This is a genomic window from Pseudohaliea rubra DSM 19751, assembly GCF_000764025.1.
Classification (GTDB): Bacteria; Pseudomonadota; Gammaproteobacteria; order Pseudomonadales; family Halieaceae; genus Pseudohaliea; species Pseudohaliea rubra.
Window position 1 is genome coordinate 35,402 of record NZ_KN234760.1, and the last position, 21,260, is coordinate 56,661.

A 21,260-nucleotide genomic window follows, 5' to 3' on the forward strand; every position below is an offset into this window, starting at 1 on the left:
CACAGGCAGGAGCCATGGAGCAGGAGGTCTACGTCATTCGCAACCAGCAGGGCGCCTACTGGAGCAAGGGCAAGGAGTGGGTCGACGGCCGCGATGCGCGGCAGGTAGCCCGCTACCGGCACCACGACGAGGCGGTGAACACGCTCGTGGAGCTGAGCTCGAAAAACGTGGAGCTGCGTGGCCGCATTGAAGCTGCGGCCCTCAGCGAGCGTGGCGAGCCGACCCTGAAGCCGGCACCGGCCAGCGCCGCCTGACCCCTTGAACCCCGGCCAGACGCCCCCATCTTCCGGGCGTTGACAAGCCTTCGGAAGGACTTCCGTCATGCCCATGCGCATCCTGCTGTTTCTGGCCACCAACCTCGCCGTGCTGGTACTGGTCGGCACGATTTTCAATCTGCTCGGCTTCCGCGGCATCCTGGCCGCGAACGGCGTCGACCTGAACCTGCAGGCCCTGCTCGTCTTTTGCGGCCTCTTCGGCATGGGTGGCGCTCTCATATCGCTGCTGCTGTCCAAGTGGATGGCCAAGCGGGCCACCGGCGCCTACCTCATCGAGCAGCCGCGCAACGCCACCGAACAGTGGCTCGTGGCGACCGTCGGCGAGCTGGCAAAGGACGCCGGCATCGCCATGCCGGAGGTCGCGATCTTCCCCTCGGAGCAGCCGAACGCCTTTGCCACCGGCTGGAACCGCAACGCCGCCCTGGTCGCCGTGAGCGCCGGCATGCTGCGGCACTTCCCCCGGGACGAAGTCCGTGCGGTCATGGCGCACGAGATCGGCCACGTCGCCAACGGCGATATGGTCACCCTGACCCTCATCCAGGGCGTCGTGAACACCTTTGTCATGTTCTTCGCCCGTATCATCGGCCACACCGTGGACCGGGTGGTGTTCAAGACCGAGCGCGGCTATGGTATCGGCTACTTTCTGGTCACCATCGTCGCCGAGATCGTCCTCGGCATCCTGGCCAGCATGATCGTCGCCCGCTTCTCGCGCTGGCGCGAATACCGTGCCGATGCCGCCGGGGCCCGCCTGGCCGGCACCGGCGCCATGGTCGGCGCCCTGGAGCGTCTGCGGGCGGGGCAGGCAAAGCAGGATGATCTGCCCGGCGAACTCACAGCCTTCGGCATCAGCGAGGGCGTCAAAGGAGGACTCATGCGACTACTGGCCAGCCACCCCCCCCTGGAGGATCGCATCCGCGCCCTGCGGGGTGGTGCATGAACGCCGGGTCTCTGCCCGCTCTGCTGCGCTGGCCCGGCTACCTGGCCTGGGCCTTCCTGACGCTCATCGCCCTGGCGGTGCTCACGGTGCGCGCCGGGCAGTGGCAGCAGGGCCTGCTGCTCTACGCTCTCGCCTGCCTGGCAAGCCTGCTGGTACTGGTCTGGTACGCCGCGGCCGTGCTGCTGCCGCGCAACGGCAGCCGCCGCGGCGCCATCGCCCTGCGCGCCCTGCCGGCCCTGCCGGGCGCCCTGCTGCTGGTCAGCGCCATGGCCACCCGGGACGTGCCGCCGATCCACGACATCACCACCGATCTCGAGGACCCGCCGCGCTTCGAGGCGGTGATCGAGGCCCGCGGCCCGAAGGCCAACAGCCTCGCCATCGATCCGGAGGTTCAGGCACAGCAGGCCGCGGCCTACCCGGAGCTCGCTACGCTCTACAGCAGCGCACCCTACGGCGAGACCTTCGACCGCGCCGAGGCCATCGCCCGGGCGCTGGGCTGGGAACTGCTGCGCAGCGACCGGAACGCCGGCTTCATCGAGGCCGTGGACACCACAGCGATCATGGCCTTCAAGGACGATATCGTGATCCGCGTACGCAGCGGGGAGAACGGCAGCAGCGTCGACCTCCGCTCGGCCTCCCGGGTCGGCGTCAGTGACCTCGGCGCCAACGCGGCGCGGCTGCGCGCTTTCGCCGAGCGCTTCCAGGCGGGTACCTGAGGTGTCGGCAGCGGTCCGCCTGCTGGCACTGCTGCTCGCCCTCGTCGCGGCGTCCGGCTGCGGCGCCGATGACCAGGTGGACTACCTGAGCTTCGCCACCGAGGACGAAGCCAACACCATGGAGATTTTCACTGCGGCCAGCCCGGCGGTGGTCTACGTCACCAGCACGGCGCTGCGGCGCAATCTGTTCACCCTCAATGTCGAAGAGATTCCCCGGGGCTCCGGCACCGGCTTCATCTGGGATGAGAGCGGCCTCGTGGTGACCAATTTTCATGTCATTGCCGGGGCCCAGCGTCTCACCGTGACGCTGCAGGACCGCAGCGAGCACGAGGCCGAGGTGATCGGCATCGCACCGGAGAAAGACCTTGCCGTGCTGCGGCTCCTGGAGCCACCGGCAGGCCTCGCCAGCCTGCCCCTCGGCGATTCCTCGGAGCTCTCCGTAGGCCGCAAGGTCCTCGCCATCGGCAACCCCTTCGGCCTCGACACCACGCTGACGACCGGCGTGGTCAGCGCCCTTGGCCGGGAGATCAGGGCACCGAGCAGCCGGCGGATCCGCGGCGTGATCCAGACCGACGCCGCCATCAACCCGGGCAATTCCGGCGGCCCGCTGCTCAATTCCCTCGGCCAGCTCGTGGGCGTGAATACCGCCATCTACAGCCCCTCGGGCGCCAGCGCCGGCATCGGCTTCGCCATTCCCGTAAACACTGTGAAGGATGTGGTACCCCAGCTCATCAGCTACGGGCGGATGCTGCGGCCGATCATGGGCGTGGAGCTCGCGAGCGACCGCTGGATCCGCCGCTATGGCATCGAGGGCGTGCCCGTCGTCCGCGTCTACCCGGAGCTGCCCGCCGACGAGGCCGGCCTGAGGGGCGCCTTCCGCAGCGCCCGCGGGGAGATCGTACTCGGCGATATCATCGTCGCCATCGACGGCAAGCCGGTGCGAAGCAACGATGATTTCCTCGCCATCCTCGAGAAGCGCAAGGTCGGCGACCGCATTACGGTCACCGTGCGCCGCGGCGACGACGAGGAGGATCTCGACATCACCCTGTCGGAATCACAATGAGGGTGACACGATGAGCGGCAAGACCTGGAAATGGCTCGCCGTGGCGCTGTTTCTTGTTCTCATGGGCGTGATCCAGTTTATCCCCGGTTAAGGGCAGACGCGCGATTCTCGCTTGTCTCACCTTTCCGGGGCGAGGGCGGGAAGTCGTCTCTCAATCGGTAGCGACCGGGACGGTCCCCGATAGACAGCTGTCGTCGCTTTCCGGGGCGGCTGCCGGGGGATACCCCCAGTCGCTCCCCGTTTCACGCTTTGTGGGGGCATCCCCGGGCAGCCGCCCCTACCGCCCTGGAAGTCCGACCCCGCTGGGAGTATGCGGGGGCGCCAGGGGCGCCAGGAGCGGCCGGCACGGCCGCGGTGTACACTAGCCTCGCCATGCCCGCCCTGCCCTACAGTGAGCTCATCGCCGTCGCCGTGGTGCTCTTCTACCTGCTGGCCATCGGCTCGGCCATCGAGGCCGTGATGACCGTCCGCACGGCCCAGGGCGCCATCGCCTGGGTCATCTCGTTGCTGACCCTGCCTTACCTTTCCGTGCCCCTCTACCTTGTGTTCGGCCGCAATCGCTTCAACGGCTACTTCGAGCAGCGGGCGGAGGTCGAGGCACAGACCGAAGCGCTCTCCGAGGACACGCTCGCCGCCGTGCGCCAGCACATCCTCCCGGCGAGCGACGAACTGCCCATCTACAACAGCCTGCGCCGGCTCGCGCGGCTGCCGGCCACCGGTGGCAACCGGGTCGAGCTGCTGATCAACGGCCACGCGACCTTCCGCAGCATCATGGCCGGCATGGAAGGCGCACAGCGCTATATCCTGTTCCAGTTCTACATCATCCGCGACGACAGCCTCGGGGCGCGCATCGGCGACATCCTGGCGCGCAAGGCCACCGCCGGCGTCCGCGTCTATCTGCTTTACGACGAGATCGGATCACCCCGTTTCAACCGCACGCCCCTGTATCGGCGCCTGCAGCGCGCCGGGGTGCGCCTGGCGGCCTTCAATACCACCCAGGGCCGGCGCAACCGTTTCCAGCTCAACTTCCGCAACCACCGCAAGATCGTGGTGGTGGACGGCGCCTGCGCCTGGATCGGCGGCCACAACGTCGGTGACGAGTACCTGGGGCTCAGCCAGCGGGGGCACTGGCGGGATACCCACCTGCGCCTCGAGGGCCCCGGCGTCATGGGCGCGGAGCTGGCCTTCGCCACGGACTGGCGCTGGGCGACACAGCACGGCATCGACCTTAAATGGCGCTTCCGCGGTGACGTGCCCGGCAGCAGCGCCGTGCTCATCTTCCCCTCGGACCCGGCGAGCGACTTCGAGGAAGCGGGGCTCATGTACCACGAGGTCATCGCCTCGGCCCGCCGCCGCATCTGGATCGCCAGCCCCTATTTCGTGCCCGACCGCAGCATTGTCTCTGCCCTGCAGCTCGCCGCGTTGCGCGGCGTGGATGTGCGCGTGCTGATTCCGGACCGGCCGGACAAGCTGGTGGTGGGCATGGCGAACTGGGCCTTCACCCGGGAGCTGCTGCCCGCGGGCATCCGCATCTACCGCTATCGGGATGGTTTTCTGCACCAGAAGGTGTTTCTCATGGACGACCGCCTGGCCGGCGTGGGCACCGCCAATTTTGACAATCGCAGCTTCCGGCTCAACTTCGAGATCACGGCGCTGGTCCACGACCCGGGCTTCTGCGCCGAGGTGGAGGCGATGCTGGTGACCGATTTCGCCGACTCGCGGCTGGTAGAGGCTGCGGAGCTCGCCGGTAAGCCCTTCTGGTTCCCCTTCGCCATGGGAGCGGCGCGGCTGCTGGCCCCGGTCCTCTAGAAGAGCCGTCGCAGAAGGGCTCAGTCGCGCCAGGCCGCCGGGTCGATATCGACATCGCGCCAGGCTGCCGGGTCGAGCCGGGGCTCCCCACCGGCGGCGAGCTGCGCGTCGTAGTCGCGCAGAAGGCGCATGGCCAGCGGGTACATCCATAGAAGCCCGGCGAGATTGACCAGGCCGAGCAGCCCCATGGTGAGGTCAGCGAAGCCGAAGACGGTGCCCAGATCCTGGGCAGCGCCCCAGAACACAAGGCAGAGCACCGCTACGCGAAAGACCGTGAACAGGCGCTGATCCTCCTCGCGGAAGAAGTTCAGGCTGTTCTCGCCCAGGTAGTAGTTGTACATGATCGAGCTGAAGGCAAAGAGCACAAGGCACACGGACAGAAACTGCGCGCCCCAGGGGCCGAGGTGGCTGGCCAGGGCGTTCTGGGTCAGTACCACACCCTCCACGGCGACATCGCCGGGGACGTAGAGGTCCGAGAGCAGGATGATCAACGCCGTACAGCTGCACATGATCAGGGTGTCAATGAAGACGCTGAGGGCCTGCACCACGCCCTGGTTGGCCGGATGCGGCACGTGGGCCACGGCGGCGACATTCGGAGCACTGCCCAGACCCGCCTCGTTACTGAACAGGCCCCGCTTGACCCCCTGCATCACCGCCACGCCCAGGCCGCCGCCGACAGCCGGCTCCAGGCCGAAAGCGCTCTTGAAGATAAGCACGAATACACCGGGCACCTCATCGAGATGCAGGCCGATGACCACCAGCGCGGCGAGCAGGTAGCTGAGCGCCATCACCGGGACCACCACCTCGGCGACCCGGGCGATACGCTTGATGCCACCGAAGATGGTAACGCCGAGGATGAGCACCAGGGCGCCGCCGGCAGCCCAGGGCGGCACGCCGAAGGACGCCTCCAGGGAGGTGGCCACCACGTAGGACTGCACTGCGTTGAAGCCCAGACCGAAGGTCAACAGCAGCAACACCGAGTAGACCACCGCGAGGCCGCGCTGGCCAACGCCGTGCACGAGATAATAGGCGGGCCCGCCGCGATAGGTGCCATCGGGCTCGTGACGCTTGAACAGCTGGGCCAGGGAGCACTCGAAGAAGCTGGTGGCCATGCCCATGAGGCCGATGACCCACATCCAGAAGACTGCCCCCGGGCCGCCGAGGGTGATCGCCACGGCGACCCCGGCAATGTTGCCGCCGCCGACCCGGCCGGCCACGCTCACCATCAGCGCCTGGAAGGAACTGACGTGCCCTCCCTCGTGGCGCAGGCCGCCGGCGAGGACACCGAACATGCGCCGGAAGTAGCGGAACTGCACCCCGCGGGACGCGATCGTGAAGGTGAGGCCCACGCCCACCAGCACCACGAGCAGGAGCTGCCCCCAGAGGAAATCGTTCGCAGCAAGGAGAACGGGCGGCACGGTTACTCGGTGACGCCCATGATGAAGATCACCGCCAGCGCCGGCGGCACCACGTAGCGCACCGCGAGGTACCACAGCCGGTGGCCGGTGGGCGACAGGGTCGTGAGCTCATCCCGGCTCTCATCCTTCAGCATGAACCAGCCCGCGAACAGGGCGATGAACAGCCCACCCAGGGGCAGCAGGATCTGGTTCGAGAAGTAGTCCATGGTGTCGTTGAAATTGCGGCCGCCAATGCGCAGCTCGCCGAGCACGTTGTAGGACAGGATGCTGAGGATGCTGAGCACCGCCACGCTGCCGACAACGAACAGTGCGCTCTTGTGCCGGGCGATACCGTACTGCTCCTCGATCCAGGCGTTCACGGACTCGATGAGGCCGACCATGGAAGTGATCGCAGCCACCGAGAGCATCACGAAGAAGAGCACGCTGAACAGGTAGCCCCCGGGCATCTGCGCGAAGGCCACAGGCAGGGTCTGGAAAATCAGCCCGGCGCCGGCCCCGGGATCGAGACCGAAGCGGAACACCGCCGGGAAGATCACCAGGCCGGCGAGCAGCGCGACCAGCGTATCGGCGATGACCACGATGAACACGGAGTTGGTGATGCTGATGCTCCGGGGCAGGTAGGAGCCGTAGGTCATCATGCCGCCCATGGCGACGCCGATGGAGAAAAAGGCCTGGCCGATCGCCGCGAGCAGCGTACCGGAGCCGACCTTGCTCCAGTCCGGCGCGAAGAGCCAGGCCAGGGCCTCCGTGAAGCCGTCGGAGAAGGCATTGAAGATAGCGAGGAACACCAGCAGCGCGAACATCAGCGGCATCATGATGGTGACGGCGCGCTCGATGCCGTCCTTGACCCCGGCATAAATGATCAGTCCGGTGATGGCGAGGCCGGCGAGGGTCCAGAAGAGCATGCCGTTGTTGCTGGCCAGCACCGAGGCAAACTGGGCCTCGGCGTTGGCCGTATCGATACCCGCAAAGCCCGTGGTGATCGCCTTGAACAGGTACCAGAGTACCCAGCCGGCCACCACCGAGTAGACCACCTCGATGCTGAAAGCCGCGAGCAACCCCATGCCGCCGACAAGCCCCCAGGACCGGGAGCGGCCGCTGCGCTCGGCAACCCGCGCCATGGCGATGGGCGGCGCGGCGTCACCGCGGCGGCCGATAAGCAGCTCCGCCATGAGCACCGGAACACCGATAACGAAAACACAGACCAGGTAGATGATCACGAAGGCCGAGCCGCCGTTCTCGCCGGCGACGTAGGGGAAGCGCCAGATATTGCCGAGGCCGACGGCGAAACCCACCGAAGCCATAAGGAAACCAAAGCGGGATGACCAGTGCGCATGGGCACCGCCGGTTGCTGCCATCGAGGGGCTCCAGGGTTGTGCTGCTACCGCGCGAGTCTACACAAATCGCCCCCCCGGTGCAGCGCTCCCGCCCTGCCCCGGGAGAGAGAAAACGCTAGCTGCCAAGGGGGCGCGTGGCCTCGGCGAGCCAGGCGGCAGTGGCTGCATCGAGTTCCGGCGCCAGGGTGTCGCGCACCCGCCCGTGATAACGGTCCAGCCAGCCACGCTCCTCCGCCGTGAGCAGCTCCGGCACCACCAGGCGCAGATCGAAGGGCGCCAGCGTCAGCGCCGCGAAGCCGAGCATCGGCTTCTCGAAGGCCGGGTTGTCCAGGGCCCGGACTTCCACGAGGTTTTCACAGCGCATGCCAAAGGCGTCGTCCCGGTAGTAACCCGGCTCATTGCTCACGATCATGCCCGGTGCCAGGGCCGTGTCGTTCCAGGCGCGGGCGATGCGCTGCGGCCCCTCATGCACACTGAGAAAAGCACCGACGCCGTGGCCGGTACCGTGGTCGTAGTCACAGCCGGCCTGCCAGAGGAACTGACGGGCGAGCGCATCCAGATGCGTGCCCGTGGTGCCCGGCGGGAACACGGCGGTGTCCAGGGCGATGTGCCCCTTGAGCACGCGGGTGAACAACCGGCGCACAGCGTCCCCGGGGTCGCCGATGGCGACCGTACGGGTGATATCCGTGGTGCCGTCGAGGTACTGGCCGCCGCTGTCCACGAGGTAAACGCTGTCGGCTTCCAGGGACGCCGGCCTGTTGTCCCGGTGGTTGTAGTGGCACATGGCGGCGTTGGCGCCGGCGGCGGAAATCGTGTCGAAGGACGGCTGGCGGAACAGCGGCTGCTCGCGGCGGAAGGCGAGCAGCTGGTCGGCAAGGCGCGCTTCATCGTGCAGCCGCCCCGCCGCCACCTCACCATCGAGCCAGGCGAGGAAACGCACCACGGCCAGTCCGTCGCGGCGGTGCGCGTCCCGGGCACCGGCCAGCTCCGCCGCGTTCTTGCAGGCCTTGGGCAGGAGCGCCGGATCGTCCCCGGCGGTAAGCGTGGCGCCGGCCTCGCGAAGGGCGCGCTGGGTCCAGGCATTCGCCGTGACCGGATCGGCGAGCACGGTCTTGCCGGCGCAGGCGCCGAGCACCTGTCCCGCATCGGCCTCGGCGTAGACGGCAACGCCCTCGCCGACGTGCTCGTGGAAGCCCTCCGGCAGGCGCCCCGGGTGGCAGACAAGATCGAGCTCGCCCGAGCCGTGAAGCATACCCCAGGCCTGCAGCACCGGTGTGCGCGGGACGTCCTCGCCGCGCACGTTCAGGAGCCAGCTCACCGAGTCCGGCGCAAAGACCAGGGCGGCATCGGCGCCGGCACGGGCCAGCGTAGCGCCGATGCGCCGGCGCCGCGTCGGGCTGTCCTCGCCCGTGTAGCGGGTGTCGAGGAGCAGCGCCGGCGCCACCACCGGCGTCGGACGATCAGCCCAGGCAGCGTCAATGAGGTTATCGGCATCGGCAACCAGGGTGATGCCGGCTTCGCTAAGCTGCCGCTCCGTAGCCTCGAACCAGGCCAGACTGTGCAGCCGCGGGTCGCAGGCCACCCGGGCGCCCGGCGCCAGCTGTGCCGACAGCCAGGCGACCGGCGGCTCGTCGATGAGATGGTGCAGGGAGAAGGCGGCGCTGTCGACCTGGCGGCGCACCTGGACCGTGTAGCGGCCGTCGACGAACAGTGCGGCGCGGTCCGCCAGGACCACGGCAACCCCCGCCGAGCCCGTGAAACCGGTGAGCCAGCGCAGGCGCTCGTTGTGGGCCGGCAGGTACTCGCCGAGGTGCTCGTCGGCACGGGGAACGACCAGTGCATCGTAGCCTTTCCCGACGAGGAATGGACGCAGGGCGTTGAGGGCATCAGTCATGGCGACCTCGGGTCAGGGAAACGGTATCTGAAAGTGATGGTGCGATAATCAATCGAGGCGATCGAAATCTTCCTTGCCGACACCGCAGTCCGGGCAGAGCCAGTCCTCCGGCAGCTCTTCCCAGCGGGTCCCCGGGGGAATGCCTTCCTCCGGCAGACCCTCGGCCTCGTCGTAAATAAAGCCACAGACGATGCACTCGTACTTGTGGTAGGCGTTATCCGTCATGGGTTCCTCCGGGCTATGGGGGTTACAGTTCGCCGTCCAGGACCAGGCGGAAACCGCGGTCTGTCGGCGTCGCAAGCAGCGACAGGGCATTCGCCAGGGGCCCGGGCAGGGGCCGATCGCTGGTCAGGGCAAGATCGATGCGGTAGCGGCGCTCTGCCAGGGCAAGGGTGCCTGTGGCCTCCAGGGGGCCCGCGAGGGTCAGCACCGAGCCCTGCACCGCCGCCTCCGACGGGACGAAGTCTACCGCGTAGCTGCCAAGGGCAAAACTGTTGCCGGGCGCAGCCCAGGCCGCCCGCTCCCAGGTCAGGCGGCCGGTGAGGGCCCGGGGCGTGCCATCGACCAGCAGCAGGCGCTCCAGGTCACCGCCCAGGCGCCCGCGCAGCGCCACCGGGGCGATTTCCCTGACCAGGGCGGCATCGACCGTGAAGCGCACATCGCGCAGCTGCAGCCTGCCGTTACCGCGCCAGCGCACGGTGCCGGCAAGACGCTGATCCGCCCAGGCGGCCTCCACGGTGGCCGCCGGGCGCGCCAGGAGCAGGGACAGGGGCGACAGCTCCCAGCGCAGGCCGCCCAGGTGAAAGTAACCGCCCGGTGTCGCTACCAGAGCCCGGGCCGCCCGGCCGCGCCAGAGCGTGCCGGCGTAGCCGTCCGCAGCGATCACTGCCGGCGGCAGCACCCAGCCGGCCATCCGGGCCGGCAGCAATACGACCGCCGCGAACAGGAAACCGGCGGCAAACAGACAAAGGAGGAGACCGCGACGCACGACGCCTCAGGCACCCTGGCCGAGGCGCACGGTGGCGTTGACGCGCCCCGGCGTGCCGGCGCGGCTGATGGCGACCTCGGCGACGAGTATGCCCTCCTCGCTCTCCAGGCGATGGAGCCAGGCGAAGAGGTCATCAAAGGCCGCGGCCTCAAAGCGCACCTGTACCTCGCCGCGGCTGTTCGGCTGCAGGCGGCTGACCGCGAGGCCAGCGGCCGCCGTGCTGCGATTGATCAGCGACACCAGATTGCCGCGCTGGCCGGTGGCGCCGCCGTCGGCGCGCAGGGCAAGGATCTCCGAGACCATGGCGTCAACCCGCTGCAGCACCACCGCCGTGGCGTCGTTGCGCAGAGCCATCTCGTTACGGGCATCGCGGAGCGGCATCCACAGCAGCATCCAGCCGGCCCAGGCGATCACGGCCAGCCCCATTAGCAACAGACTCAGCTGCTCGCGCGGAGTAAAGCGTTCGAGCCAGCGCATCAGCTGCGGCCCCCGACGCGCAGCCGCGCGCGCACGCCGTCACCGTCGTTGGTGCTGCTCTCCATGATCGCGTCCACCCCGGCAGCGGCAAGCCCCGAACGGACCCGCTCAACCGCACCGAAATCCGGTGCGCGGATATTCAGGCGCAGCTCGCTGCCGCGCTGACTGTAGTTGAGGCTTTCGATCGCCGTGCCGCGCTGCCCATGGACCACCGCGCCGACGCGGGCGAGAAGACGGGTGAAGCCGCTGCTCTGGCCCGAACCCTTGAGGGCTTCGAGCTGGCGCCGCAGCTGGGTCTCCGCGTCGACCACAGCCCCCCGCGGGTAGGCCTCCCGGTAGCGGGTCTGGATGGCCTCGCGCAGGGAGAGGTTAACGCCGCGCAGCTGCCGGTAATCGGCGGCGGTGGCCGCAAGCTGGAGCGCGAAGGCGACCCCGAGCACCACGGCCACCCGCTGCCACTGGGTCCACCAGCGGCCGAGGGGCAGCCGTGGGGCGTACTCACCCTGGCGCAGGTTAGGCCGCTCGCCGTCCTCCGTCAGCCACAGCGCCTGGGCAAAGCCGCCGCGGCGCCACTGGCAGCGCCCGGCGAGGGCCGCCGGCAACAGCGCTGTGTCCGCAGTCTGGTCCTCGCCGTAGACCACCAGCGCGTCCGGTGTCTCGCCGCCGGCCAGGAGCGCTTCAAGGAGCGGCGGCAGCAGGTCTCGCTCCACGGCCGTGCCGGCGCCGGCGCCGTGGCGCAGCAGCGCCCGGTCGCCCTCCACAAGCAGGCACCACTCCCCCGCCCGCCAGGGCAGCAGCAGCGGCTCCGGCGTCCAGCAGCGGACCGGGGGCAGCACCGCAAGGGCCTCGGCCCAGGCGGCCATGCACGCGTGGCGGCAGAGCATGGCCGTGTACGCGAGGTCGCCGCGGTGGTGCCCGGCCACATGCAGTGCCTCGATATCCTCGGCGACGGCCTCCTCGAGCATGAACGGCAGCGAGGCGCTCAGGTGTTTTTTCTCCTCGGCGGTGACCGTGAGCGCCACCAGGCGCACGTCCTCCCCGGGAGCGGCGAAGACCACCGCTTCCCGGCGCTCGGCGAGAAGCCCGGCGAGACGCCCGGCCACGCCGGGGTCACTCACGGGCTCGGGCGCACCGGTGCTTCCGGCGCGATACCAGCGGAGTTCGCCGCCGACGAGGCGGAGCACGTTCAGGTTTTCGCTCACAGGCTGATCTTCACAGGCTTGTCTTCAAGGGGCTGGCTTCACGGGCTCGGAAAAGGGGTTCAACCACGGCTGGTCACAGGCTCCCGCTGGCGCGCATGACACTGCGCACGGCGCGGGCTTCACGGTGCAGGACACTGTACAAGCGCTGCTCACGGTCGGCAATCTCGACCCGGGCGGCGAGGAGGAACCAGTTCGAGGATTCACCGAGGAGCGTCCCCACGCGTTCCAGGGTGGCGCCGCCGAAGACCGGATCCTGGAGGAAGGCGCGCTTGTCTGCAAAGCCGGTGCTTCGGCGCTGCTCCAGGAGCGCCTCGACATCGGCCTCCGGCAGTGGCTCGAGACTGCCGTCCCGGTTTACAGCACGCAGCAGCGCCGGCGGCATGGTGTGGATATTGAGCCCCCCGGGGGCCTCCGGCCACACCGTCACCAGGGGCTCCAGGCGGGCGTAGAGCGCCGCCGTGACGCCGGCCACCGCGCGCAGCTCGCTCACGCTCACCATGGGCCGGTTGGCGGCGCGGTAGGCCGGGGTGCGCACAAGGTAGCTGTCATCTTCAGCGCCGTTAGCCCGCGGCATCTGATCTGCGTCCAGCCAGTCGCCGATGGCCTCGGTCACGGCAATGGCGGTCGTCTGGTCCACGGCCAGGTCCTCGAAGCTGACGAGCAGCCGGATGAAAAACGCCTGCGCCGGGGTCCAGCTCGGCAGCCCGCCGGCCCCGGCAGTTTCACCGCGCGCCGCGAGCAGGTTCAGGTTGAAGCGACCCTGCAGGTCCTGAAGATCACCCATGAGCCAGCCGCCCTCGTCCAGGGCATAGGGTGCGGACTCCTGGGCCCAGAGCTCGCTGAGATCGTCCCGGGGTGCCTCGCGCTGCTGGTCGAGCTCGTAATCCCGCGCCAGCGCCAGCGCGGCCAGCGCCTCGGCGCCGCGCAGGTACGCCCAGGACTGCTCGGCAAGGAGCTGGTTGCCGGCGCGGCGGTAAAAGAGGCTGAACTCGCGCTGCAGCGCCACCAGGAGCACTGCCGCGAGCGCAAAGACCAGTAGCGCCACCACCAGGGCAACGCCGTCCTGGCGCCCGCCCCTAAAGCTGCGGCAGCGCATAGACCCTCCGCAGTTCACCGAGGGAGGCGATGGTCAGGCGCAGCTCGACGGCCGCCGGGGGCGGCGGCAGCGGCGTGTCGACGCCCACCTCGCGGATCCAGCTGCGCTCCCAGTCCCGGCTGTCGATGTCGCTGCCGCGGCCGGCGGTGAGCGCGTCGAGGCGCTCGAGAAAGCGCAGCTCCAGGCGCTCCACACCGTCGAGGAGACGCACCCGCTGCGGCTCCCCGGCGCTCGCCCGGTCCAGCACCGGCCAGGACAGCCGCCAGAGCGCCTCGTCCTCGAGGTAATAGCTCACGCGCTCCAGATGGCTGCGCGGCTGCCCGGCGCTGGGGTGCCAGCCGCTGCGGGTGAGGGTCAGCGCAAAAGGCGCGAGGGGGCCACCGCTCAAGGCCGGCTCAGGCTCACCGAACTCGTCGCGCACCGGGCGCGGCGCGAACTGGCGCAGGTCCCGGGAGAGAATCATCAAGGTGCGGTTCAGATCTTCCGTGCGCCGCGCCACAGCGCGGGTCCCCTCGACCCCGTCGATCACCGCCGCCAGGCCCGCGTAGGCGGCCGCAGCGACAAAGGCGGTGACCGCCAGGGCAAGCAGCACCTCCACGAGCGTAAAACCCCGGCGCCGGCGGGGGCTAGGGGGCCGGTTCATCGCCGCCTCCCGGATCATCGAGGTAACCCACCAGCGTGACCAGGCTGTTAGCGTCGTCACCGGGACTGAGGCTCACGCGCACGGTGATGCGGTTGAAGCCGGGAACCTCCGTACTGCTGCTGTCGAGCCACCAGTACCAGTCGCGACCGGCGAGGCGCTCTTCACCGCTTTCGCTGCCGCGCAGCAGCTGGCCGCGGGCCCCGGCGAGGAGGCGTACTTCCGTGAGCTTGTTGCTTGCCACCAGCCGGGCGAGGGACTTGTCGCGCAGGTAGGCGGTGCCGTCCACCTGCTGATCCAGGGCGAACAGCAGCGCAGGCAGGGAAAGGGCAACCACGGCAAGGGCGACCAGCACCTCCACGAGGGTGAAGCCGCGGGCGCGCTGCTCAGGCATCGCCGGCCCCCAGCGGGTCGTCGGTGATCTCGCTGCGGCCGAGGAGATCCCAGCGCAGTTCCCAGAGAAAGTCACCGGTGGCCGCCTGGCGGAACACCAGGGTTCCCGGGGTCGCCTCGCCGCTGGCGTAGAAGATCACCTGGGGCACACCGCCGGTCGCGGCCTCCTGCCGATGACCGCCGCGGTCGAGCGCCACCGGAACGCCCTCGATCGCCAGTTCGATGTCCAGCGACGCGGGAAATACCAGCGGCTCGAACAGTTCGGCGTCGCCGCGCGGGCGCTCCCAAAGCGGCCCGTCGGCAGCGTCTTCGTCCCCCGGCATCGCCTCGCGCTCGCCGGGAAGGCGCCGCTCGCGGAACCGCAGCACCGTGACCCGCTCGCCCCCACGCAGCTCCTCGCCGACGAGCAGACCGAAGTCGCGGCCGCTGAAGGCCGCCTCGTCGCGCGCGTAAGCGGCAATGTCAGCGAGGAAGCGCACCTCTTCGGCCAGGCGGCGCTCCTCGGCACCGCTGCCCGTGTTGAGGCTGGCCAGGGAAACGATCACCACCACCACCAGCAGCACCACGAGCATTTCCAGCAGGCTGAAGCCACGCTGGCGGCACACGGCTAGTCCTCGTCGCGCCAGTTACCGATGTCGGCATTCTGGCCTTCGCCGCCGGAGAGACCGTCGGCGCCGAGGGTGTAGATGTCCACCTCGCCGCGCTCGCCGGGACTCAGGTACAGGTAGGGCCGGCCCCAGGGATCCGTGGGCACCTCGGCGAGGTAGCCGCCCTCCTTGAAGTTGCGCGGCTCCGGATCGAGGGTACTCGGCGCCACCAGCGCCTCCAGTCCCTGCTCTGTCGTCGGGTAGACGTAGTTGTCGAGACGGTAGATCTTCAGCGCCGTTTCGATGGCCTTGAAGTCAGCCTGCGCTTTCTGCACCCGCGCCTCATCGGCCCGGTTGAGCACCGTGGGCGCCACCACGCTGATGAGCAGGCCCATGATCACCAGTACCACCAGGATCTCTACCAGGGAGAAACCGGCAGCGCGGGGGCGCCGGGGGCGCCGCAGGGTTCGTGGAGCCAGGGTCTGTCGCGTCATGTCGTTACCTTACCATTGTGTTCAGATCAAAGATCGGCAGCAGGATCGCCAGCACAATCACCAGTACCAGGCCCCCCATGACCACCACCATCAGGGGCTCGAACAGTCCCATGGCGGTCCCCAGGGTCATTTCCAGCTCCCGCTCCTGGTTGCCGGCGCTGCGCTCGAGCATGGTCTCGAGCTCGCCGCTGGCCTCACCGCTGGCCACCATATGCACCATCATCGGCGGGAACAGGCCGCTCTGCCCGAGGGCCTTGCTCAGGCTCGCCCCCTCCTGCACCCGTTCGGCCACGCGCAGGCTCTCCTCGCGCAGCATCAGGTTGGAGAGTACCTGCCCGGCGATGCGCAGCGCCTCGAGGAGGGGCACCCCGCTGGCCATGAGGATACTCAAGGTCGAGGCAAAACGCGCCGTATCCACCGCCACCAGCAGCCGCGAGAGCCCCGGCACACGGAGCAGCCAGCGATGCCAGGCCTTGCGCCGGGCCGGCGCGCGCAGCAGGCGCCGCAGGCCGACGGCCAGCGCCACCAGCATCAGCAGCAGCGCTGCGCCCCAGGCCTCGAGAAACCCGCTGGTGGCGATGAGTCCCCGGGTCAGCAGCGGCAGCTCGCGGTTGCTGTGGGCAAAGATACCGATCAGCTCCGGCACCACGAACACCAGCAGCGCCGTCACCACGGCCACCGCCACGGCGAGAAGAATCACCGGGTAGATCATCGCCATCTTCAGTTTCTGCGCCGTGTACTGGCGCTGCTCAGCGTAGTCGGCCAGCTGCGCCAGCACCGGGCCCAGGAAGCCCGCGTGCTCGCCAGCGTTGACCATGGCCCGGTACATCTCGCTGAACACCTGCGGGAACTCGCCGAGCGCATAGGCCAGGGTGTGGCCCTCGGCCACCCGCGAGCGCACCTGCAGCAATAGCGCCTTTGTGCCCGGCTTGCGGCTCTGCTCCGCCGCCGCCTGCAGACACTCGGCGAGGGGCAGGTTGGACAACACCAGCGTGGCCAGCTGGCGGGTCAGCAGCGACAGGTCCCCGGGGCTGACCCGCGGCCGGCCCAGGCCCAGCCCGGAGCCCAGGCGCGAGCGAGCTCCCTGGACTGGTGCGCGGTTGGCTGCGCTCACCTCCACCGGGCGCAGACTTTGCGTGCGCAGCTGCTGGCGGATGGCGCGCTCCGAATCGCCCTCGAGCACGCCCCGCACCAACTTGCCGGCAGGGTTCAGGGCGCGGTAGCGAAAGGCGGGCACGGGCGCCTCAGACCAGCGCGGTAACGCGCATGACTTCCTCGAGGCTGGTCTGCCCCGAGAGCACCCGCTGGCGTCCGTCGTCCTCGATACTGGGGTACTCGCGGCGCGCCTCGCCGAGCATCTCCTGCTCGCTGGCGCCCTCGTGGATCATCGCCCGCAGCCGGTCGCGCACCTCGATGAGTTCGTAGATGCCCATGCGTCCGCGGTAACCGCTCTGGTTGCAGTGCTCACAGCCCACTGGACGGAAGACACTGCGGCCGCGGCTGGCCTCGCCGCCGAGGAGCGCCGCCTCGCTGTCGCTGAGCAGGTGCGGCGTCTTGCAGTGCTCGCAGAGCACGCGCACCAGGCGCTGAGCCATGACCCCGAGAAGACTGGAAGAGAGCAGGAAGGGTTCGATGCCCATATCCTGGAGCCGGGTCACCGCACCGATGGCGGTGTTTGTGTGCAGCGTGGACAGCACTAGGTGCCCCGTGAGCGAGGCCTGCACAGCGATTTCCGCCGTCTCCAGATCTCGAATTTCGCCGACCATGACCACGTCCGGGTCCTGGCGGAGGATCGCGCGCAGACCGCGGGCAAAGGTCATCTCGACCTTCGGATTGACCTGGGTCTGACCGACGCCGGGGAGCATGTACTCGATCGGGTCCTCGATAGTCAGGATGTTGCGCTCGGTGTCGTTGATGGCGTCGAGGCCCGCGTAGAGCGTGGTGGTCTTGCCGGAACCCGTGGGGCCGGTCACGAGAATAATGCCGTGGGGGCTCTGCAGGGCCCGCCGGAAGCCGCTGTGCACGCGCTCCGGCATGGCCAGCTGGGCAAGCTCCAGCTGCCCGGCCTGCTTGTCGAGAAGGCGCAGCACCACGCGCTCGCCATAGGCCGAGGGGATCGTGGACATGCGGATGTCTACCGCGTGGCCGGCGATGCGGATGGAAATCCGCCCGTCCTGGGGCACCCGCTTCTCGGCGATGTCGAGGCGCGCCATCACCTTCAGCCGCGACACGAGCAGCGGCCCGAGCATGCGCTTCGGCGAGAGCACCTCGCTGAGCACCCCGTCGATGCGGAAACGCACGGAGAGACGGTGCTCGAAGGTCTCGATATGGATATCGGAGGCCTGCTCGCGCACCGCCTGGGACAGGATCGCGTTGATCAGGCGGATGATCGGCGCGTCGTCCTCGGCCTCCATGAGGTCGCCGGCGTCCGGGATTTCCTCCGCAAGGCGGCCCAGGTCCACGTCGGCGCTGATGTCTTCGGCCATCTGCACGGCTTCGCTGTTATCGCGCTGGTAGGCCTGGCTCAGGCGCTGCTGGAAGGCAGCCTCCTCAAGCGGCCGCAGGCGGAAGGGCCCGCCGATCACCCGGCGCAACTCCACCAGCACGTCATAGGCAGGCGGGCCCAGATGGTAGATCACCGGCTCGTCGCCGTCTTCGAGGAGCACCCCGTAGTGCTGGGCGAAGGCAAAGGGCAGCCGTCGCGGTGCCGCGGGAGCGTCCGGGGCCGCGGTGGCCGGGCGCGGAGCGAAGGCGGCCTCAGCGCTGTCCATCGTCCTCTCCTGCCGACTCCTCGCGGAGCTCCTCGAGCTGCTGGATCTGGGCCTCCCATTCCGGCAGCACCGGGAAGTCGGCGTCGTCAATGAACATGAGCCCCTGCTCCCGGCGCTTGAGCTGCTGGTTGCGGATCTCCTTGTACTTGAGCGCCGTGGCTCCCTCCAGCGCCGCACTGTCGCGGATGATCGTCGGGCGGATGAAGATCAGCAGGTTGGTCTTGGTCACGTTCACGGAGTCGTTGCGGAACAGGCGCCCCAGGAGCGGGATGTCGCCGAGGATCGGTACCTTCTGCTGGGAATCCTGCACGTCGTCCTTGATCAGGCCGCCGAGGACGACGATGCGCTGATCCTCGGCGAGGACCTTGGTCTGGACCTTGCGCTCGTTGGTGATCAGGTCTGAGGCCATGGCCTGGGCGCCCGTGAGGCCCGTGAGGCTGGAGACTTCCTGCTCGATATCCAGCACCACCGCATCGCCCTCGTTAATATGGGGCTTGACCGCCAGGGTGATCCCGACATTCTGCCGCTCGATGGTCTGGAAGGGATTCTGGGCGCCGTTCGCCGTGCCGGTGTTGGTGAAGGAGCCGGTGACGAAAGGCACATTCTGGCCCACGGTGATGTAGGCCTCCTGGTTGTCGAGGGTCAGCAGCGACGGCGTGGAAAGAATGTTGGCGTTGGTGCGTTCGCGCAGGGCGTTGAGGATCACCGTCATGCTGAGGTTGTCATCGACCACACCCCAGCCGAGGGTCATGCCCGGAGACTGGGCCAGGGCGCCGGCCAGGGCGCCGACATTGAAATCGCCGGTGGTGTTAAGCGGCTGGGCCTCGGTACCGTCCGGGTTGAGAATGGCACCGGCGATATTCCTCGCCCGGGCATCGCCGGCGTTGACGTTGCTGCCGAAGACACCGTCATCGTTGGCGAACAGCCACTGCAGACCGAGGTCCGCGCCGTCGGTGATTTCCATCTCGACAATAATCGCCTCCACCAGCACCTGGGCGCGGCGGATATCGAGGCGGTGGATCACCGACTCCAGCGCCGCCATCTGATTCGGGTCCGCAGTGATAATAAGGCTGTTGGTGCCCTCATCGGCCTCGATGGTCGCCTCGCTGTTGCGCCCGCCCTTGCCATCGGGACTGTCGAGGCGGCTGATGTTCTGCATCACGCGGGTGAGCACCTCCGATACGTCCTTTGCCTGGGCGTACTCGAGGTAGACGACCTTGACGTTGCCGGTCTGCTGCAGCGGCGTGTCGAGGTAATCGATGAGGCGACGGATGCGCGCGCGCTGTATCTCATCGCCGTTGACCAGCACGCTGTTGGTGCGCTGGTCCGGCACCAGCAGCACCTCCGGCTCCGCTTCCCCGGCCTGCTTCTGCGCCGGGTCGTTGAGCTTCTTCAATATATCGACCACCTCGCCGGCGACGGCGTAGGTGAGGGCGATGACCTCCGTCTCCGCCGTGGCGGAACGATCCATGCGCTGGATGATATCGACCATGCGGCGGATGTTGGCCGCGGTATCCGAGATGATGATGGCGTTGCTCGGGGCGTAGGCCGCCATGTGCGCCTGCTGCGGCACCAGGGGCCGGAGCACCGGGATCAGCTTGGCCGCCGAGATGTTGTCGAGGCGGATAACCTGGGTCACGTACTCGTCGGACACGCGACCGCTGGCGTCCTCCACCGGCAGTGAGGCCGAGCGCGCGTCCTTGGACTGGATCACGCGGACCACCTCCCCGGAGCGCACCGCCGTGTAGCCGTGCACGTCGAGAATCGACAGAAACAGATCGTAGAGCTCGCTGCGGTTCACCGGGCGCGACGACACGACCTTCACCTTGCCCTTCACCGCCGGGTCCACGACGATCGTGGTGCCGGTGACCTCGGCGACGAACTGGATCAGCTCCTGGATATCCGTGTCTTTGAGGTTGACGGTAAAGTCCTGGGCGGAGGTCGCGGGAACACGCGCGAAGGCCAGGGCGAAGGCGAGGAGCAGGACAAGCAGGCGGGGCAGATGTTGCATCAATCGGTGTCTCCGGCGGCGGCCAGCCGCACGCTGAGCGACAGCGCCTCGCCGTCGCGCGTCAGGTCGAATACCGCCTCCCGGGCCTCGCGCATGGCCTGATAGAGGCGGACCGTGTTCGCCGGGTCCGTCAGCGCGAGGCCATTCACCCCGGTGACGATGTCCCCGGGCTCGAAGCCGAGGGCGGCGAAGTCCTCGCTGGCGCGGCCGGGGCTGACCCGGTAGCCGACGAGCTGGTCATCCTGGCGCACCGCGGTTATGCGCACCACGTCGGCCAGGGATTGCGGATCATTGTACAGGCGCTCGCGGTACTGCGTCGCAAGACCGCTGGCGCGGGGGGCAACACTCAACGTTTCCCGTTCCGGCGCCTCGCCGGCGGGCGCCGGGGCCCTCGCCGGAGTCGTCGACGGCGCGGCCCCCGCCAGCTGCGCGCCGAGTTCACTGGCCTCGAACAGCGTCAGGAGTTCATAGGTGCCGCCGTTGTCCAGCACGACCCGCTGCGGCAGCACCTTGGCGAGCACCACGCGCCCGCCCACGGGCAGCTCATCGCCGACGGCATAGACCTGCTGCGCACCGCGGTGCTCGATCATGGCAAAGCCAAGGCCGTCCTCGTCCGTAGCGACGATGCCGGTCAGGGTGAGAGCGAGGCGCGTTTCCCGGGCACCGTCCTCGATGCCGGCCTTCGGTTTTGCGGTTGTCGCCTGCTGCTGCGCAAGCTCGGCAAGGGCCTCTTCCGTGAGCGCGCCCGCTTCACCGAACAGGTGCCAGCTGACGGCGGCCTCGATGTCGACGGCGGGCCCGGCGGCCGGCGCCGCGGCACGGCTGGCCGGATTGACGAGGGCGCTCGCCGGGGGCATGGGGGCTGTGGGGGTCGGCAGGAAAGACCAGCCCAGGCGGGCCAGGGAGAAGCAGACCCAGGCGGCGAGGAGCACCAGCAGCGCCTGCTGCAGACGCCGCAGGCGCTCCGGCCGGGCCCAGTAGAGCACGACAGCCTGTCCCCGCTGACCGACACCGGCCAGGCCGGCCGTCAGGGTTTCCCGCCACGTTTGCGGCACGCACGTCCTCCGGACCTTCACCTGCGTTGCAGCCGCCGCGAGCACGGCGGTGCACCCCGCAGGGAGCACCCACGGGGGTGCCCATTGAATGGCAAAA

Annotated in this window: 20 protein-coding genes and 1 pseudogene; 5 read left to right on the forward strand and 16 right to left on the reverse strand. The window is 68.8% G+C overall.

The genetic code is table 11. The features are described from left to right. Positions 1–14 precede the first annotated feature (14 nt). The 5 genes from HRUBRA_RS07670 to cls all read left to right on the forward strand — a co-directional run bounded on the left by HRUBRA_RS07670 (position 15) and on the right by cls (position 4,800). Complete coding sequence (locus HRUBRA_RS07670) at positions 15–254, forward strand: hypothetical protein (protein ID WP_035516064.1); 240 nt, start codon at positions 15–17, stop codon at positions 252–254. 73 nt (positions 255–327) lie between these two features. Beyond that, entirely contained in the window at positions 328–1,212 is an 885-nt protein-coding gene (gene htpX, locus HRUBRA_RS07675) for a protease HtpX (protein ID WP_035516095.1), read from the forward strand. Further along, the gene (locus HRUBRA_RS07680) at positions 1,209–1,928 is read left to right on the forward strand and encodes a DUF1499 domain-containing protein (RefSeq protein ID WP_035516065.1); all 720 of its coding nucleotides are present in this window, start codon (positions 1,209–1,211) and stop codon (positions 1,926–1,928) included. Before htpX ends, HRUBRA_RS07680 begins: the two co-directional genes overlap by 4 nt. Before the next feature lies 1 nt (position 1,929). Next, positions 1,930–2,991, forward strand: coding sequence for a S1C family serine protease (locus tag HRUBRA_RS07685; protein ID WP_035516066.1), 1,062 nt, complete (start codon positions 1,930–1,932; stop codon positions 2,989–2,991). Between the two features lie 354 nt (positions 2,992–3,345). After that, a complete protein-coding gene (gene cls, locus HRUBRA_RS07690) occupies positions 3,346–4,800 on the forward strand; it encodes a cardiolipin synthase (RefSeq protein WP_236629813.1) in 1,455 nt (484 codons plus the stop codon). Between the two features lie 20 nt (positions 4,801–4,820). Here the strand turns inward: cls and HRUBRA_RS07695 are convergent, their stop codons facing one another. The 16 genes and pseudogenes from HRUBRA_RS07695 to gspC all read right to left on the reverse strand — a co-directional run bounded on the left by HRUBRA_RS07695 (position 4,821) and on the right by gspC (position 21,163). After that, on the reverse strand, positions 4,821–6,218 hold the full coding sequence (locus HRUBRA_RS07695) for an alanine/glycine:cation symporter family protein (protein ID WP_035516068.1): 1,398 nt from the start codon (positions 6,216–6,218) through the stop codon (positions 4,821–4,823). Between the two features lie 2 nt (positions 6,219–6,220). Beyond that, the gene (locus HRUBRA_RS07700) at positions 6,221–7,576 is read right to left on the reverse strand and encodes a sodium-dependent transporter (protein ID WP_035516070.1); all 1,356 of its coding nucleotides are present in this window, start codon (positions 7,574–7,576) and stop codon (positions 6,221–6,223) included. A gap of 94 nt (positions 7,577–7,670) precedes the next feature. Further along, positions 7,671–9,449, reverse strand: coding sequence for an aminopeptidase P family protein (locus tag HRUBRA_RS07705; RefSeq protein ID WP_052094514.1), 1,779 nt, complete (start codon positions 9,447–9,449; stop codon positions 7,671–7,673). 51 nt (positions 9,450–9,500) lie between these two features. Then, positions 9,501–9,674, reverse strand: a pseudogene (locus tag HRUBRA_RS07710) (rubredoxin); the annotation flags it as partial. Positions 9,675–9,696: 22 nt separating this feature from the next. After that, positions 9,697–10,437 carry a type II secretion system protein N gene (gspN, locus tag HRUBRA_RS07715; RefSeq protein WP_052094515.1) on the reverse strand — a complete coding sequence of 247 codons (741 nt, stop codon included), beginning with the start codon at positions 10,435–10,437 and terminating at the stop codon, positions 9,697–9,699. Between the two features lie 6 nt (positions 10,438–10,443). Continuing rightward, positions 10,444–10,914, reverse strand: a complete 471-nt coding sequence (gspM, locus tag HRUBRA_RS07720) for a type II secretion system protein GspM (protein ID WP_035516074.1) — start codon at positions 10,912–10,914, stop codon at positions 10,444–10,446. Beyond that, a complete protein-coding gene (gene gspL / locus HRUBRA_RS07725; RefSeq protein ID WP_035516076.1) occupies positions 10,914–12,116 on the reverse strand; it encodes a type II secretion system protein GspL in 1,203 nt (400 codons plus the stop codon). The genes gspM and gspL overlap by 1 nt, the downstream gene beginning before the upstream one ends. Positions 12,117–12,189: 73 nt before the next feature. Next, positions 12,190–13,212: a type II secretion system minor pseudopilin GspK gene (gene gspK / locus HRUBRA_RS07730; RefSeq protein WP_161787606.1), complete on the reverse strand. Its 1,023-nt coding sequence runs from the start codon at positions 13,210–13,212 to the stop codon at positions 12,190–12,192. After that, positions 13,193–13,855, reverse strand: a complete 663-nt coding sequence (gene gspJ / locus HRUBRA_RS07735; RefSeq protein ID WP_035516077.1) for a type II secretion system minor pseudopilin GspJ — start codon at positions 13,853–13,855, stop codon at positions 13,193–13,195. Before gspJ ends, gspK begins: the two co-directional genes overlap by 20 nt. After that, entirely contained in the window at positions 13,839–14,246 is a 408-nt protein-coding gene (gene gspI / locus HRUBRA_RS07740) for a type II secretion system minor pseudopilin GspI (RefSeq protein WP_052094516.1), read from the reverse strand. The genes gspJ and gspI overlap by 17 nt, the downstream gene beginning before the upstream one ends. Further along, positions 14,239–14,850: a prepilin-type N-terminal cleavage/methylation domain-containing protein gene (locus tag HRUBRA_RS07745; protein WP_035516078.1), complete on the reverse strand. Its 612-nt coding sequence runs from the start codon at positions 14,848–14,850 to the stop codon at positions 14,239–14,241. Before HRUBRA_RS07745 ends, gspI begins: the two co-directional genes overlap by 8 nt. Before the next feature lie 2 nt (positions 14,851–14,852). Then, entirely contained in the window at positions 14,853–15,326 is a 474-nt protein-coding gene (gspG, locus tag HRUBRA_RS07750) for a type II secretion system major pseudopilin GspG (protein WP_052094517.1), read from the reverse strand. Positions 15,327–15,330: 4 nt separating this feature from the next. Beyond that, positions 15,331–16,563, reverse strand: a complete 1,233-nt coding sequence (gspF, locus tag HRUBRA_RS07755; RefSeq protein ID WP_035516080.1) for a type II secretion system inner membrane protein GspF — start codon at positions 16,561–16,563, stop codon at positions 15,331–15,333. Positions 16,564–16,570: 7 nt separating this feature from the next. Continuing rightward, positions 16,571–18,097 (reverse strand): type II secretion system ATPase GspE, encoded by a 1,527-nt coding sequence (gene gspE, locus HRUBRA_RS07760; RefSeq protein WP_035516081.1) that lies wholly within the window; start codon positions 18,095–18,097, stop codon positions 16,571–16,573. Beyond that, positions 18,084–20,108, reverse strand: a complete 2,025-nt coding sequence (gene gspD / locus HRUBRA_RS07765; protein WP_035516082.1) for a type II secretion system secretin GspD — start codon at positions 20,106–20,108, stop codon at positions 18,084–18,086. Before gspD ends, gspE begins: the two co-directional genes overlap by 14 nt. Further along, on the reverse strand, positions 20,108–21,163 hold the full coding sequence (gene gspC / locus HRUBRA_RS07770) for a type II secretion system protein GspC (RefSeq protein ID WP_052094518.1): 1,056 nt from the start codon (positions 21,161–21,163) through the stop codon (positions 20,108–20,110). Before gspC ends, gspD begins: the two co-directional genes overlap by 1 nt. Positions 21,164–21,260: the final 97 nt, after the last annotated feature.

Coding starts and splice junctions, on each gene's coding strand:
- htpX (WP_035516095.1), top strand. CDS start 328: ATGCGCATCCTGCTGTTTCTGGCCACCAACCTCGCCGTGCTGGTACTG.
- gspE (WP_035516081.1), bottom strand. CDS start 18,097: ATGGACAGCGCTGAGGCCGCCTTCGCTCCGCGCCCGGCCACCGCGGCC.
- gspK (WP_161787606.1), bottom strand. CDS start 13,212: ATGCGCTGCCGCAGCTTTAGGGGCGGGCGCCAGGACGGCGTTGCCCTG.
- gspG (WP_052094517.1), bottom strand. CDS start 15,326: ATGACGCGACAGACCCTGGCTCCACGAACCCTGCGGCGCCCCCGGCGC.
- gspM (WP_035516074.1), bottom strand. CDS start 10,914: ATGCGCTGGCTCGAACGCTTTACTCCGCGCGAGCAGCTGAGTCTGTTG.
- HRUBRA_RS07705 (WP_052094514.1), bottom strand. CDS start 9,449: ATGACTGATGCCCTCAACGCCCTGCGTCCATTCCTCGTCGGGAAAGGC.
- gspI (WP_052094516.1), bottom strand. CDS start 14,246: ATGCCTGAGCAGCGCGCCCGCGGCTTCACCCTCGTGGAGGTGCTGGTC.
- HRUBRA_RS07680 (WP_035516065.1), top strand. CDS start 1,209: ATGAACGCCGGGTCTCTGCCCGCTCTGCTGCGCTGGCCCGGCTACCTG.
- HRUBRA_RS07670 (WP_035516064.1), top strand. CDS start 15: ATGGAGCAGGAGGTCTACGTCATTCGCAACCAGCAGGGCGCCTACTGG.
- gspJ (WP_035516077.1), bottom strand. CDS start 13,855: ATGAACCGGCCCCCTAGCCCCCGCCGGCGCCGGGGTTTTACGCTCGTG.
- HRUBRA_RS07700 (WP_035516070.1), bottom strand. CDS start 7,576: ATGGCAGCAACCGGCGGTGCCCATGCGCACTGGTCATCCCGCTTTGGT.
- gspD (WP_035516082.1), bottom strand. CDS start 20,108: ATGCAACATCTGCCCCGCCTGCTTGTCCTGCTCCTCGCCTTCGCCCTG.